The 14,162-nt window shown below is 67.8% G+C and carries 13 protein-coding genes; 7 read left to right on the forward strand and 6 right to left on the reverse strand.

Translation table 11 applies throughout. The annotated features are described in order from the left end of the window. Positions 1–155: 155 nt before the first annotated feature. The gene (locus EET10_RS08760; protein ID WP_036406029.1) at positions 156–803 is read left to right on the forward strand and encodes an HU family DNA-binding protein; all 648 of its coding nucleotides are present in this window, start codon (positions 156–158) and stop codon (positions 801–803) included. 60 nt (positions 804–863) lie between these two features. On the opposite strand, the gene mutT1 is transcribed toward EET10_RS08760, so the two are convergent. The 3 genes from mutT1 to cofC all read right to left on the reverse strand — a co-directional run bounded on the left by mutT1 (position 864) and on the right by cofC (position 4,819). Next, the gene (gene mutT1, locus EET10_RS08765) at positions 864–1,802 is read right to left on the reverse strand and encodes an 8-oxo-(d)GTP phosphatase MutT1 (protein ID WP_036406028.1); all 939 of its coding nucleotides are present in this window, start codon (positions 1,800–1,802) and stop codon (positions 864–866) included. A gap of 78 nt (positions 1,803–1,880) precedes the next feature. Further along, positions 1,881–4,088: an RNA degradosome polyphosphate kinase gene (locus tag EET10_RS08770; protein ID WP_099188176.1), complete on the reverse strand. Its 2,208-nt coding sequence runs from the start codon at positions 4,086–4,088 to the stop codon at positions 1,881–1,883. 80 nt (positions 4,089–4,168) lie between these two features. Continuing rightward, positions 4,169–4,819 carry a 2-phospho-L-lactate guanylyltransferase gene (gene cofC, locus EET10_RS08775; protein ID WP_036406102.1) on the reverse strand — a complete coding sequence of 217 codons (651 nt, stop codon included), beginning with the start codon at positions 4,817–4,819 and terminating at the stop codon, positions 4,169–4,171. 129 nt (positions 4,820–4,948) lie between these two features. On the opposite strand from cofC, the gene EET10_RS08780 reads away from it, so the two are divergent. Together EET10_RS08780 and EET10_RS08785 are read left to right on the forward strand one after the other, a co-directional pair. Then, positions 4,949–5,956 carry an NAD(P)H-dependent glycerol-3-phosphate dehydrogenase gene (locus tag EET10_RS08780; protein ID WP_122502065.1) on the forward strand — a complete coding sequence of 336 codons (1,008 nt, stop codon included), beginning with the start codon at positions 4,949–4,951 and terminating at the stop codon, positions 5,954–5,956. Between the two features lie 173 nt (positions 5,957–6,129). Further along, positions 6,130–7,242 (forward strand): D-alanine--D-alanine ligase family protein, encoded by a 1,113-nt coding sequence (locus tag EET10_RS08785; protein ID WP_063468297.1) that lies wholly within the window; start codon positions 6,130–6,132, stop codon positions 7,240–7,242. Here the strand turns inward: EET10_RS08785 and EET10_RS08790 are convergent. Next, positions 7,239–7,805, reverse strand: a complete 567-nt coding sequence (locus EET10_RS08790) for a DUF3515 domain-containing protein (protein WP_244601892.1) — start codon at positions 7,803–7,805, stop codon at positions 7,239–7,241. The two genes, EET10_RS08785 and EET10_RS08790, sit on opposite strands and share 4 nt — an antisense overlap. 150 nt (positions 7,806–7,955) lie before the next feature. On the opposite strand from EET10_RS08790, the gene EET10_RS08795 reads away from it, so the two are divergent. Genes EET10_RS08795 through EET10_RS08805 form a run of 3 tightly spaced genes read left to right on the forward strand, consistent with a single transcriptional unit; the run spans position 7,956 to position 9,929 of the window. Then, a complete protein-coding gene (locus EET10_RS08795; RefSeq protein ID WP_063468298.1) occupies positions 7,956–8,933 on the forward strand; it encodes a thiamine-phosphate kinase in 978 nt (325 codons plus the stop codon). Between the two features lie 25 nt (positions 8,934–8,958). Further along, positions 8,959–9,249: a DUF1330 domain-containing protein gene (locus EET10_RS08800; RefSeq protein WP_036406022.1), complete on the forward strand. Its 291-nt coding sequence runs from the start codon at positions 8,959–8,961 to the stop codon at positions 9,247–9,249. Continuing rightward, the gene (locus EET10_RS08805) at positions 9,246–9,929 is read left to right on the forward strand and encodes a uracil-DNA glycosylase (RefSeq protein ID WP_036406021.1); all 684 of its coding nucleotides are present in this window, start codon (positions 9,246–9,248) and stop codon (positions 9,927–9,929) included. Before EET10_RS08800 ends, EET10_RS08805 begins: the two co-directional genes overlap by 4 nt. Positions 9,930–10,018: 89 nt before the next feature. Here the strand turns inward: EET10_RS08805 and EET10_RS08810 are convergent, their stop codons facing one another. Together EET10_RS08810 and rpmB are read right to left on the reverse strand one after the other, a co-directional pair. After that, the gene (locus EET10_RS08810) at positions 10,019–11,314 is read right to left on the reverse strand and encodes a PPE family protein (protein ID WP_063468299.1); all 1,296 of its coding nucleotides are present in this window, start codon (positions 11,312–11,314) and stop codon (positions 10,019–10,021) included. A 682-nt stretch (positions 11,315–11,996) separates the two neighbouring features. After that, positions 11,997–12,191 carry a 50S ribosomal protein L28 gene (rpmB, locus tag EET10_RS08815; protein ID WP_023372203.1) on the reverse strand — a complete coding sequence of 65 codons (195 nt, stop codon included), beginning with the start codon at positions 12,189–12,191 and terminating at the stop codon, positions 11,997–11,999. A 293-nt stretch (positions 12,192–12,484) separates the two neighbouring features. On the opposite strand from rpmB, the gene EET10_RS08820 reads away from it, so the two are divergent. Beyond that, positions 12,485–14,161, forward strand: coding sequence for a DAK2 domain-containing protein (locus EET10_RS08820; RefSeq protein ID WP_122502767.1), 1,677 nt, complete (start codon positions 12,485–12,487; stop codon positions 14,159–14,161). Position 14,162 lies beyond the last annotated feature (1 nt).

Here is a 14,162-nt window from a genome sequence, read left to right on the forward strand (position 1 = left end):
GGCTGCGCCACCGGTCAAGGGCGGCAATCGGATTGCGAAAATTGCCGTTCCCGGGTCCCGAAATTGCGCGTGGCTCTTGGCAATTTGCCAGGTGAGGGTTTACCGTGTCCACTAGTCGGTTCCATTAACGAGGACCACTAGCTTCGGAGGGTTGGATGAACAAAGCAGAGCTCATTGACGTGCTCACACAGAAATTGGGCTCGGACCGTCGCCAGGCGACCGCCGCCGTCGAGAATGTCGTCGACACCATTGTGCGCGCCGTGCACAAGGGCGACAGCGTAACCATTACCGGATTCGGCGTCTTCGAACAGCGCCGCCGCGCGGCCCGCGTGGCTCGCAATCCCCGGACCGGCGAGACGGTAAAGGTGAGGCCGACTTCTGTCCCGGCGTTCCGGCCCGGTGCGCAATTCAAAGCGGTTGTGGCTGGCGCACAGAAGCTCCCGGCGGAAGGACCCGCCGTGAAGCGTGGTGTGGGGACGAGTGCCGCCAAGAAGGCGGCGAAGAAGGCACCTGCGCGCAAGGCTGCGACCAAGGCGCCCGCCAAGAAGGCCGCGACCAAGGCGCCCGCCAAGAAGGCCGCGACCAAGGCGCCCGCCAAGAAGGCCGCGACCAAGGCACCCGCCAAGAAGGCCGCGACCAAGGCACCCGCCAAGGCGACCAAGGCGACGGCGAAGAAGACCGCCGCCAAGGCGCCGGTGCGCAAGGCGGCCACCAAGGCACCGGCGAAGAAGGCCGCAGTGAAGCGGCCGGCCACCAAGGCACCGGCCAAGAAGGCGACGAGCACCAGGCGCGGTCGTAAGTAAGTCAGTACACCGCCGATACCCTTTGGGTGGCAGCGATGCCGCCCAAAGGGTATCTGTGCGTTAGGCCCGTACGTTGGCGGCCAGCGCGCCACCGATATGGTCGGCCGCAATGAGCCGCCCGCGGGAGAGCGAAAGCACCCAGGTGCTGCCTTTGTGGTTGCGGGACCTGTCCGGGCGCACGCCTTCGCGCTCGCACCACCATGCGATGAGATCCGGAATTACCCTGCCCTGCGTGCAGATCACCGGCGTGCCCGGCTGTGCGGCGATCCGCAGCACCCGATGCCGGCCCCGTTTGGGGTTCTTGGCATAGGCCTCCTCGGTGAGGGCGCGTTCGTTGTGAATGCTCACACCCAGTTCCTCGGCGAGCGGCTGCACCGTCTGATGACAGCGCAGCCGGTCGGCGGCGTACACGGTAGTAGCGCCGAAGGCCAGTAACTGCCCGACAAGCGCCTCGGCCTGCGCACGTCCCTTCTTGTCGAGCGGTCGTTTGGTGTCGTCGCCGGAGAAGCGGGACTTGCTGCCGGCGGTACCGTGCCGGACCACCAGCACCGTCTTGGTGTCCGCCGGCTGTTTGGCGAACCGGCCCAAGACCTTTCGATCCTGTGCATAGTCGAGCCGCTCCATGGCGCCGGCGATCGGCAACCAGACCAGCTCGTCGACCTCGGCACCGGCCGCGAATTCCCCGCCGACGCGGCGCGCAGCCCAGTAGTAGACCTTCTTGACGCCTTGGTCGATCGGGTAACTCGTCATGACGAGACGCCGGCCAAGGTGCGCCTGCTGACCGGTCTCCTCGAACACCTCGCGCACCGCCGCCACCGCCGCGGTTTCCCCGGGATCCACTTTGCCCTTCGGTAGCGACCAGTCGTCGTAACGGGGACGGTGGATCACGGCAATCTCGACTGCTCCCTTGGCCTTTCCCGGACGCCACAACACAGCGCCGGCGGCATGCACGATCCTGCCCTCCGTGCATCGGCGGACGGACGTGCTGGGGATCGACACGTTAACTCCTGCAGGTCAATTCGGCCTGGGCCGCTCGCGGTCGTGGATGTGGCACAAATCAGCGGGAGTCGCCCGGTGTCAGGGACTGCGATGCCGCTCCATCAGCGATACCTGGTGGTCGCGCACACTGTGGCCGTCCTGGGGCGCCGCCGTCCATTGTCCGTCCGGGCCCAGCTCCCAACAGCGGGTGGCCGGGTCCAGCGCGGACTCGAACAAATCATCCAGCTGTGCGGTCAGCCTGGGATCCTTGACCTGAGCCATCACCTCAACACGCCGGTCGAGATTGCGGTGCATCATGTCGGCGCTGCCGATCCAGAACTCGTCGATGGCGCGGAAATGCAGGATTCGCGAGTGTTCCAGGAAGCGGCCGAGAATGGAACGCACGGTGACGTTTTCCGAGAAACCTTCGGCGCCGGGGCGTAACGCGCAGATGCCACGCACCACCACCTCGGTGGGCACTCCCGCCTGGGATGCGCGGTAGAGCGCGTCGATGACCTGCTCGTCGACAAGGGCGTTCATCTTGAGCCGGATGTGCCCGTTACCGTTTTCCCGGTGCGCGGCCACCTCCCGCTCGACGCGCTCGATGATGCCGGTGCGAATCCCGTGCGGAGCCACCAACAGGTTGCGGTAGGAGACCTTGCGTGAGTAACCGGTCAGCGAATTGAACAAGTCGGTCAGGTCGGCTCCGATATCGGGCGCGGCCGTCAACAGGCCGACGTCCTCGTACAGCCGGGCGGTCTTACTGTTGTAATTGCCGGTCCCGACATGGCAATACCGCCGGATCAACGGGCCCTCTCGGCGAACGACCAATGCGGTCTTGCAGTGGGTCTTGAGTCCGACGATCCCATACGCCACATGCACGCCGGCCTGCTCGAGTTGCCGTGCCCACCGAATGTTGGCCTGCTCGTCGAAGCGGGCCTTGATCTCGACCAGCGCGACCACCTGCTTGCCCGCTTCGGCCGCGTCGATCAACGCCCTGACAATCGGGGAATCCCCGGAGGTGCGGTACAGCGTCTGCTTGATCGCCAGCACGTCGGGATCAGCGGCGGCCTGCTCGATGAACCGCTGCACGCTGGTGGAGAACGAATCATAGGGATGGTGCACCAGCACGTCGCCCTCGCGCAGCGTCGCGAAGATGCTCTTAGGTGTTTCCCGCTCGGCGAACGCGGGATGGGTGGCCGGAACGAATGTCCGGTCTTTGAGCGCCGGACGGTCCAGGCCGTAAATCTGCCACAACGACGACAGATCCAGTAGCCCCGGTACCTCGATGACGTCACCGGGATGGACGTCGAGTTCGCGCAGCAGCAACTCCAGCATGCCTTCGGTCATGTCGTCGGCGACTTCGAGCCGCACCGGCGATCCGAACCGGCGGCGCGCCAGTTCCCGTTCGAGCGCCTGCAGCAGGTCTTCGTCGCGGTCCTCTTCGACCTCGAAGTCGGCGTTGCGGGTGATCCGGAACGCGTGATGCTCGACGATTTCCATTCCCGGGAACAGCACCGGAAGGAAGGCCGCGATGAGCTCCTCCACCGGCAGGAACCGGTGGACCGTTTGCCCCTCTGTCCCGTCGGCATCGCTGTGGCCGACCAGCTCGACAAAGCGGTCGACGTTGTCGGGCACCTTGACCCGGGCGAAGTGCTGACCGCCGTCGTCGGGTTGGCGCACGGTGACCGCCAGATTCAGGCTGAGCCCGCTGACGAACGGGAACGGGTGCGCGGGGTCCACGGCCAGCGGGGTCAGGACGGGGAAGACCTGCTCGTTGAAGTAGGTCGATAATTGCTCGCGCTCAGTCTCATTCAGATCGGACCAGGTGATGATGTAGATACCTTCTTCACCGAGCGCCGGCAGCACCGAATCGAGGAACACCCGCGCGTGCCGGCCGGCGATCTGCTGGGTTTGCTCGCCGATCCGGCCGAGCTGCTCACGCGGTGTCAGACCGTCCGCGGAACGCACCGACAACCCCATTTCGTCGCGGCGTTTGAGACCGGCCACCCGCACCATGTAGAACTCGTCGAGGTTGGACGCGAAGATCGCCAGGAACTTGGCTCGCTCCAACAACGGCATGGAGTTGTCGGCGGCAAGCGCCAGCACCCGAGCATTGAAATCCAGCCAGCTCAGCTCGCGGTTGAGGTAGCGGTCTTCGGGCAGCCGGTCGGTGATCGCCGCAGGTGTCGCAGCCGGGGGTGCCGTCAGTGCCGAGTCGCCTTGATGCCATGCGCCTTCGTCTGGCTGCGCCTCCGTGACTGGACTGGTTTCGGTTTCGGTCACCCAGCGATCATTGCTTATCACCCGGTGACGTTGCCAGCACCCAGCCGACATCAATCTGACGTTGGTGTGCCGTTCACCTTCGGACGGACCCGCACCACCGGCTACCGGTGACCGATGGCTCGCGCGGTCGCCGGCCCGACGCCCAGGCGGCGGGCGGCCGCCAAGTCCGCCGGCGTGTCGACGTCGCACCGCAGGCCGGGCCAGGCGCCGGTGAGCTCGACCGCACCCGAACGGCGGTGCCGCGCGGACGAATCCGGCCCGAACTGCGGGTCGAGCGCGGCGCCGAAGGCACACAGCGCGGCCGTTCCCGTCCCGCGCCGGTCGGCGACGAAGCTGCGCTGGTGCTGGCGTGCCGCAGCGATCGCCTCGGCAAGCTCCTGCGGCTGCAGCGCCGGTAAATCACCTTGCAGCACAACAAGATTCGTCAAAGATCCGGCCATCGTGCGTTCGGCGACGGCGATGGCGTTGTTGAGCGGGTCGGCATCGTCTTGCGGCGTCGGGTCGGCCAGCACCTCGGCGCCGAGCCCGGCTGCCGCAGCCGCGGCAGCCTCGTCGGGCGTGATGACGGTGATCGAGTGCAATGCGCGCACGCGAGCTGCCGCCGTCAACGTGTCGACCAGCATGGCCAGTACCACATTTTCCCGCGTCCGCGCCGAGAACACCGGGGCCAGCCGGGTCTTGGCGGCCGCCAACCGCTTGACGGCGACGATCAAGCCGACATCACCGTTACCGTCGGCCTGTGTGCCGCTCATGAAGGTCATCCTGCCAGCGCCGGTTTCCGGGTGAACGGTGAGCGTCGGGCTGGACATGGCGGTGGCCGGCTGGCGGGTCTACTGTGTAGCGGCTGCAGCTGCCATAACGGACAAAAAGGGGGTGTGCGGATGGCCGGCACGGGAACCGTTGCGGTGATGGGGGCCGGCGCGTGGGGCACCGCGCTGGCCAAGGTGCTGGCCGACGCCGGTGGTGAGGTCATCCTGTGGGCCCGACGAGCCGACGTCGCCGAGCAGATCAACAGCACCCGATACAACCCCGACTATCTGCCCGGCACGTTGCTGCCGCCCGGCATCCGTGCCACCCCCGAGGCCGAGGAGGCGCTGCGCGGCGCAGCCACGGTCCTGCTGGGCGTTCCGGCGCAGACGCTGCGCGCCAATCTGAAGCGGTGGGCCGGCTTGTTGCCCGAGGACGCGACCCTGGTCAGTTTGGCCAAGGGCATCGAACTCGGCACCCTGATGCGGATGAGTCAGGTGATCACCTCGGTGACCGGAGTAGACCCGGCACACGTCGCGGTGATCTCCGGGCCCAACCTGGCCAGTGAGATCGCCGAGTGTCAGCCGGCTGCCACCGTCGTCGCATGCAGCGACTCCGGCCGGGCGGTCGCCCTGCAGCGTGCGCTGAACAGTGGCTACTTTCGTCCGTACACCAACAGCGATGTCATCGGCACCGAGATCGGTGGCGCCTGCAAGAACGTCATTGCGCTGGCGTGCGGGATGGCCGTCGGCGTCGGGTTGGGCGAAAACACCGCGGCGGCCATCATCACCCGCGGGCTGGCCGAAATCATGCGGCTCGGAATCGCGCTGGGCGCCAAGGGCGCGACACTGGCCGGGCTGGCCGGCGTGGGTGACCTGGTGGCCACGTGCACCTCGCCACATTCGCGCAACCGGTCGTTCGGCGAGCGACTGGGCCGGGGCGAGACCATGCAGTCGGCGTTGCAGCACCGCGACGGCCACGTCGTCGAGGGGGTCACGTCGTGTGAGGCGGTGCTCGCGCTGGCGTCCAGCTACGACGTCGAGATGCCGCTGACCGACGCCGTGCACCGGGTCTGTCATAAGGGGCTGTCGGTGAACGAGGCGATAGCGCTGTTGCTGGGTCGCAGCACCAAACCCGAGTAAGCAGCCCGGGCCACTCGCCGCTGAACATCGTCGAACCGGTAATTACGCAGGCCCCTACTCGAACTTCCGCTGCGAAGTTACAGGCTCGATGCATCGTCATCGAGCAAGCGCACGGACGGGCGGAGGGCGGCAGCCGGGTGTCGTCGCGTCCCACCCGGTAGCCTCTGAAGGTTGTGAGTGCCAGCGACCGGCGTGTCCGGGTTGCCGTCGTGTTCGGCGGCCGCAGCAACGAGCACGCCATCTCCTGCGTGTCGGCGGGCAGCATCCTGCGCAACCTCGACCCGCACCGGTTCGAGGTGATCGCGATCGGCATCACGCCACAAGGCTCATGGGTGCTCACCGACGGCAACCCCGACGCCCTGGCCATCACCAACCGGCAACTTCCCGCGGTCAGCTCCGAATCGGGCATGTTGCTGGCGTTGCCCGCCGACCCGCAGTGGGGCGGCCGGCTGGTGTCGTTGCCGCCGGGTGCCGGTGAGGTGTTGGCCTCCGTCGACGTGGTGTTCCCGGTGCTGCACGGCCCCTACGGGGAGGACGGCACCATCCAGGGACTGCTCGAGCTTGCCGGTGTGCCCTATGTCGGGGCCGGTGTGCTGGCCAGTGCCGCGGGCATGGACAAGGAATTCACCAAGAAGCTGCTGGCCGCTGACGGGCTTCCGGTCGGGCCGCACGCGGTGCTGCGCCCGTCGCGGCCGGCATTGAGTCTTGACGAGCGCGAGCGGTTGGGGCTGCCGGCATATGTCAAGCCCGCGCGCGGCGGCTCGTCGATCGGCGTCAGTCGGGTGTCAAGCTGGGATGAGTTGCCCGCCGCGGTCGCCGAGGCGCGCCGCCACGATCCGAAGGTGATCGTCGAGGCCGCCGTCAACGGCCGTGAGCTGGAATGCGGTGTGCTCGAGTTCCCGGACGGCACGGTGCAAGCCAGCACGCTGGGGGAGATCCGGGTGGCCGGGGTGCGAGGACGCGAGGACGCCTTCTATGACTTCGCGACCAAATACCTCGACGACGCAGCCGAGCTGGATGTGCCCGCCAAGGTCGACGACGATGTCGCCGACGCGGTGCGGGACCTGGCGATCCGGGCGTTTCACGCCATCGACTGCCAGGGCCTGGCCCGGGTGGACTTCTTCCTCACCGAGGAGGGCCCGGTGATCAACGAAATCAACACCATGCCGGGGTTCACCACGATCTCGATGTACCCCCGGATGTGGGCGGCCAGCGGCGTCGACTATCCCACGCTGCTGGCGACGATGGTGGAGACGGCACTGGCCCGGGGAGTGGGCCTGCGCTAACCGGTCGGCGCCGGGTCGATCGGCACGGCCGCGATGGTGCGGTCGATGACCTCGGACAATTCCTGGATGGGCGTCGGCCCCGACCGCGCCGGCAGCGTCAGCGCGACGTATACCGGACGGTCGACCGTGTACCAGGTGGACCTGCCCTCCGATGGGGTTTCGTCGGTCACCCGGAACCACTGCACCCGGTCGACGATCTGGATCGGCGCGCCCACGACGAAGTCGGCCGGGCGGTCGAGGCCGCAACGCATGATGACCGGCTCGCGGCCGGGCCCGGAGCTCCAGGCGCTCGCGCCTTCCGGGGCCGGTTGCGCGATCGTTACTCGCTGATAGTCACCCAGGTGCTGTGGCAGCGCTGCCGTCAGCGCATGGCAGGCCGGACTGCCGGCGTGCGGGGCCGGCACGGCCGCAACGGTGATCGGTTGTTGCCGGGGGTGGCGGGTCGCCGCGATCACCAGGATCACCCCGACCGCCGCCACGGCCAGTACCACAGCCGCAATGATCAGGATGAGTGGCGGACCATCTACTTCGGATTCGGGATTGGGGAGGGCGTCGCCCGTCACCTGGCCGGCCACCTCCGACTCACCTTGACTGCCCGGCTGTCCCAGGGCCACCGACGGCCCACCCGGATGCTCGGGTCGCCAGAGCTCATACACTAACGCGGTCCACCCGGGCTGGCAGGGGACCCGGTGAGACTTCCCGCAGGAGGTGGCGTGCGCGAGGACGCATCGGGGGAAGCGTCGGGGGAGTTTCCGACGCTGCAACAGCTCGGGGAGTTCGCCGTGATCGACCGGTTGGTGGCTGGACGTCGCCAGCCTCCCGTCGTCGAGCTCGGGCCCGGCGACGACGCCGCCGTGGTCGCCGCCCGCGACGGCCGCGTCGTGATGTCGACCGACATGCTGGTGCAGGACCGGCACTTTCGGCTGGACTGGTCGACACCCCACGACGTAGGCCGCAAGGCGATCGCCCAGAACGCTGCCGACATCGCGGCCATGGGCGCGCGCTGTACCGCGTTGGTGGTGAGCTTCGGGGCGCCCACCGACACACCCGCGGCCCAGGTGAGCGCCCTGGTCGACGGGATGTGGGACGAGGCGGACCGAATCGGCGCCGGGATCGTCGGCGGCGATCTGGTTCGCTGCCCGCAGTGGGTGGTGTCGGTGACGGTGTTGGGGGACCTCGAGGGACGCGCACCGGTGCGGCGCTCCGGCGCCAAACCCGGCTCGGTCGTGGCTGTGGCCGGTGACTTGGGCCGCTCGGCGGCCGGCTATGAGTTGTGGCACAACAGGATTGGCGGATTCGACGAGTTACGGCGGCGCCATTTGGTGCCCGAGCCGCCGTATCGGCAGGGCGTGGCGGCCGCCGCCGCCGGGGCTCAGGCCATGATCGACATCTCCGACGGCCTGGTCGCCGACCTCCGTCATGTCGCGCAGGCGTCCGCGGTCGGTATCGACGTGTCGACCGCGGCGCTGGCTCACGACCGCGCCGCACTGGCCGCGGCCGCCGGCGCCGTGGGCGCCGATCCGTGGCGGTGGGTTCTCGGTGGTGGTGAAGACCACGCCCTGGTGGCGTGTTTCGGCGCTGCGGTGCCCCCCGGTTGGCGGGTCATCGGGCGGGTGGTCGACGGCCCGGCGCGGGTGCTGATCGACGGCACCGAGTGGGGCGGATATGCGGGTTGGCAGTCGTTCGATTGACCGTGCCATTGAGTAGGGTGACGCGGTGACCGTCTACGCGATCGCGCAGCTGAGATTCACCGATCGGGCAGCATATCACCGGTACCAGGCTAGGTTCATGGGCGTATTTCGTCGTCACCCGGGAACGTTGCTGGCTGCCGACGAGTCGCCCCAGGTGATCGAGGGGCAGTGGGGCTATCAGAAAGTGGTGCTGATGTCGTTTCCCGACGAGGCCACATTCCGTGGCTGGGTGCAATCGCCTGAGTACCAAGAGATTTCGAAAGACCGTCGGGCGGGCGCCGATACGGTGGTGCTGCTAGCACAAGGCCTGCGGTGAGCGCACGTCCGCTGAGCGAACTCGTCGAGAAGGGCTGGGCCGCCGCGTTGCACCCGGTGGCCGACCAGGTGGCCCAGATGGGGCAGTTTTTGCGCGCCGAGATCGCGGCCGGCCGCAAGTACCTGCCGGCGGGGCCGAACGTGTTGCGCGCCTTCACGTTTCCTTTCGACCAGGTGAGGGTGCTCATCGTCGGCCAGGACCCTTACCCGACACCCGGACATGCGGTGGGACTGAGCTTTTCGGTCGCCCCCGAGGTGCGTCCGCTGCCGCGCAGCCTGGACAATATCTTCCAGGAATACACAGCTGACCTGGGCTATCCGCAACCCGTGTGCGGTGATCTGACGCCCTGGGCGCAGCGCGGCGTGATGTTGTTGAACAGAGTGCTCACCGTGAGACCGAGCAACCCGGCGTCGCACCGGGGCAAGGGCTGGGAAGTGGTGACCGAGTGTGCGATTCGCGCGCTCGTCGCGCGGTCGAAGCCCCTGGTGGCCATCCTGTGGGGGCGTGACGCGTCGACGCTCAAACCGATGTTGGCCGCCGGGAAATGCGTCGCCATCGAATCGCCGCATCCGTCGCCGCTGTCGGCGTCGCGGGGGTTCTTCGGCTCGCGGCCGTTCAGCCGTGCCAATGAGCTGCTTTCGGGGATGGATGCCGACCCGATCGATTGGCGGCTGCCGTGATTGCGCCGACAGCGCCGCAGACACCCGGGCGGGACCGTTCGGCGCAACCCCGGCCGTCGTGTCGTCAGAATCGACGCCGGGTGAATCGCTCACACGGGCAATAGATTCCCCATATTGGGCGCACCGAGCGGATGCGCATTCCAACTAGATGGCAGCATCGGCACCCGCGGGCCACCACCTGGCTCGCCATTACCCAGCGTGGTCAAACCGGCTGCCCGCGCAGCGTCCTGCGATGGCCCGGTACCGGCAAAGCCCAACGCGCCGGCACCCTGATCCGCCGCCGTTACCTGCGGACCGCCACCGGTCAGGATTTCCGACACCAACTGTGTTTTCGGCAGCACCGCTGCCGGCTCGACCGCGCCCACCGCCACGCCCGCCACGGGCGCGGCAACCGTACCCGCCATGGCGTTCGCGCTCGCGCTGGCGGCAGCAGCCGAAACCGCGAGTGCTGTCCCCGCGGCCAACGGACCCGCCAGAGCGGGAGCAATCCCGAGATTGAGACCCATGATCCATTGGATCACCAGATTGCTGACTTCATAACCGAAAACGAAGGGAAGAAACACAATAGCGAAAGCCTCGATGCCAACAGTGAGCCAGGCCAGCTCCAGATATTGAAGGGCTTCCAGCGCCAAATGCGCATTGCCGATCAGAAACAGGTATCCGATGAACAACAGGACTATCGGTGTGAAGAATTCCATCATGAGCGTGAAGATCATGAAGGCCGGTATGCTGAGGACCTCGGTGGCAACGACTTTGATCAAATCCCACAAGATCTGCCATATCGGAAACGGCTCGTAGCTGATCGCTTGCGCTACGTCGGCGGCGATGGTTCCGGCCGTACCGGTACCGGGTTTGACGATGACTGGTGCCGGCGCCAGGCGTGGCGACGAGGCCAATGCGGCAGCAGAGGCGGTGTCGTAGACGCTCATCGTGGTTGCGGCCTGAATCCACATCCGCGCATAGTCCGCCTCGTTGAGGGCGATCGGAATGGTGTTGATGCCAAAGAAATTTGTTGCCAGCAACACCGCGTGGGCGGCGTGGTTGGCGGCCAACTCCGGCAGTGTGGGCATCGCTGCGACCGCGCCGACATAGGCGGCCGCCGCCGCCTGATGTGCTGCCGAGGTTTCAGCGCTGTCGGCACTGGCCTGGACCAGCCACGCCACATAGGGCGCGTAGGCCGCCACACAGATCTCGGCGCTGGGGCCCTGCCACTCCCCCGTTTGTATCGCGCCCACCACTGCGGCGAGTTCTTCAGCCACTGACGCATATTCGTCGCTCAGTGACGTCCATTCCGCGGCGGCCGCCAGCACTGCAGCGGGCCCCGGACCAGCGCTGAGCAAGGCCGAATGCACCTCCGGCGGAGCCAGCCACACCGGTGCGCTCATGCCCGCCCCCGAACGGCCAACGCCGGCACCGCGTCGGCAACGGCATCGGCGGCGGCAACGACAGCCAAAGTCTCAACCCTGCATGACGTCACAGTCGAACTCCACGACATTGTGGACGACATTGCGGCCACCTGCTTTCACTCGCGACGGGTGCTTCGCGGGCTGATCACACACGAACCCAACATCTTCGGCCACCGCCTAGGTGCCGGTGGTCCGGCCGGGTGTCTTCTCGGGTACCGCGCATTCCCGAGATGTGATCGCCGACACGTCAAAAAGATGTCGGCGATAAGTGTTGATGTCCAATACCGATCGGCTATCGATCAATGGGAGGAAGCTATTGACAACGGTACGATGTGATGCCGCCGGTGCTGCGGAGCCATCAGTCTCTTTGCCGCGCAAGTGCTTGACGATGGATGCAACGCCCGGCCACGCATGCCTGGCCGGGCGTCGAGCGCATCGCGCCGTGCCGCACGCTGGAACCGCCGCCCGCGGGGTCGCACCGATCAGGCGAACGTTCACACCCACGCTCACGGGCTTGGCACGCATCATCGACGAGCGCGGTTTCCCCAAGCCTCACATGGCGCATCCGGGGGCCATCCCGCCCTCACAACGCGCCGCAATGCGGCGGCACCCCCGCCGCCCCCAACAACCGGGCGCTGGTCTTGTCGTTAGGTCGCGATGGTCAGCCGCGGCTGACCTTGCCTGCCTTGATGCAGGACGTGCAGACGTTAATGCGCTTCTTGTTACCCCCGGGACGGCTCACCGCCCGCACGGTCTGGACGTTGGGGTCCCACCGACGGCTGGTGCGGCGGTGGGAGTGTGACACCGACTTGCCGAAGCCGGGGCCTTTCCCGCAGATATCGCACACAGCGGCCATTGTTCAAACTCCTCAAGTCGGTTGCTGGGGGTCCGGCGCCCCGGGCGGAACGGCCCGGCTGGCCCAGGCCGTCCCAGGATAGCCGGGGTCGTCGGCGAGCGCCAAAACGCCATCCGCCGTGACCAGTACTGTCACCCCCGCTGGCTAGGCTCGGTGCAGCCTTGGCGTCCCGGCTTGGCGGCCCGCGCCGAACAGCCGCCGCAGACTGTCCACACTGTCGCCGGGCTACGCTGGCGCCCACCGGGAGCTGGCGCAGAGGAGGTGGGGTCACGGTGGACACGCCAGGTCGTCTGCTGGACGCGTCGGCTTTGCGGGATTGGGCGCACACCGTCGTCAGCGACCTGATCACCCATATCGACGAAATCAATCGGCTGAACGTGTTCCCGGTCGCCGATTCCGACACCGGCGCGAACATGCTGTTCACCATGCGCGCGGCGCTCGCCGAGGCGGATGCGGTGGCCCGGGCCGACGACGGCAGCAATGCAGGTAACGTCGCCCGGGTCGCTGCCGCCCTGTCGTCCGGCGCGCTCAACGGGGCACGCGGGAATTCCGGGGTGATCGTGTCGCAGATTCTGCGCGGCATCGCCGACGTCACCGCGAGCGCGGCAGCCGACGCCGCGGGTGCATTGCCGGCCATCGATGCCGTCCTGCTGGCCGCGGCGTTGTGGCGCGGTGTCGAGCTGGTCATCGCTTCGATGGGCGGCGCGGAAGTCCCGGGGACCATCGTCTCGGTGCTGCGGGCCGCCGCGGCCGCCGTCGAGCAGTGCGCCGGCACCGGAGAAACCCTGGCCCAGGCCGTGACCGCCGCCGGTGATGCCGCCGTCGTAGCGCTGGAAAAGACGCCCGAGCAGCTCGACGTGCTCGCCGACGCGGGCGTGGTAGACGCCGGCGGGCGGGGCCTGGTGGTCATGCTGGACGCATTGCGTTCGACGCTCACCGGGCACGCGCCGGCCCGCTCGGTCTACAAGCCGGCGCCGCGGGCGCCGCTCGCCGAGGCGCCCGCCACCCGGCCTGCGCCACAGTTCGAAGTGATGTACCTGCTCACCGGCTGTGATGCCGCGGCGGCGGACACGCTGCGCGACCGGCTCGCGGCGCTGGGAGATTCGGTGGCGCTCGCAGCCGCCCCGTCGCAGAGCTATTCGGTGCACGTCCACACCGACGACGCGGGCGCCGCCGTTGAGGCAGGAATTGCGGCGGGACAATTGAGCAGGATCGTCATTTCGGCGCTGAGTTCCGGTGTCAACGGGCTGCCGGCGGGCAGCTGGACGCGCGAACGCGCCGTCCTGGCCGTCGTCGACGGCGACGGCGCCGCTGAGCTGTTCGCCGGAGAAGGGGCCTGTGTCCTGCGACCCGGCCCGGATGCCTCAAGTCCGGGCTCGGCACCTGCCGCCGATATCAGCGCCCATCAGTTGGTGCGCGCGGTGGTGGACACCGGTGCCGCTCAGGTGATGGTGCTGCCCAATGGGTATGTCGCCGTCGAGGAGCTGGTGGCGGGCTGTACCGCAGCCCTGGGATGGGGTGTCGATGTGGTTCCGGTCCCTACCGGGTCGATGGTCCAGGGGCTGGCCGCCCTGGCCGTGCACGACCCAGCCAGTCAGGCCGTCGACGACGGCTACACCATGGCCCGGGCTGCCGGGGCTGCCCGGCACGGGTCGGTGCGTACGGCCACCGAACGGGCGTTGACGTGGGCGGGCACCTGTGAGCCGGGTGACGGGCTGGGCATCGCCGGCGACGAGGTGCTGATTGTCGCGCGCGACGTTGTCGCCGCGGCGATCGGTCTGCTCGATCTGTTGTTGGCCTCGGGGGGCGACCTGGTGACGGTGCTGGTGGGCACCGGGATCGACGACGAGGATGCTGCCGTCCTGAGCGACCTACTGGAAAAGCACATGCACGACCGTCATCCGGGCACCGAGTTGGTGACCTACCGCACCGGTCATCGCGGTGACGCACTGCTGATCGGGGTCGAGTAGC

Source organism: Mycobacterium pseudokansasii, assembly GCF_900566075.1.
Classification (GTDB): domain Bacteria; phylum Actinomycetota; class Actinomycetes; order Mycobacteriales; family Mycobacteriaceae; genus Mycobacterium; species Mycobacterium pseudokansasii.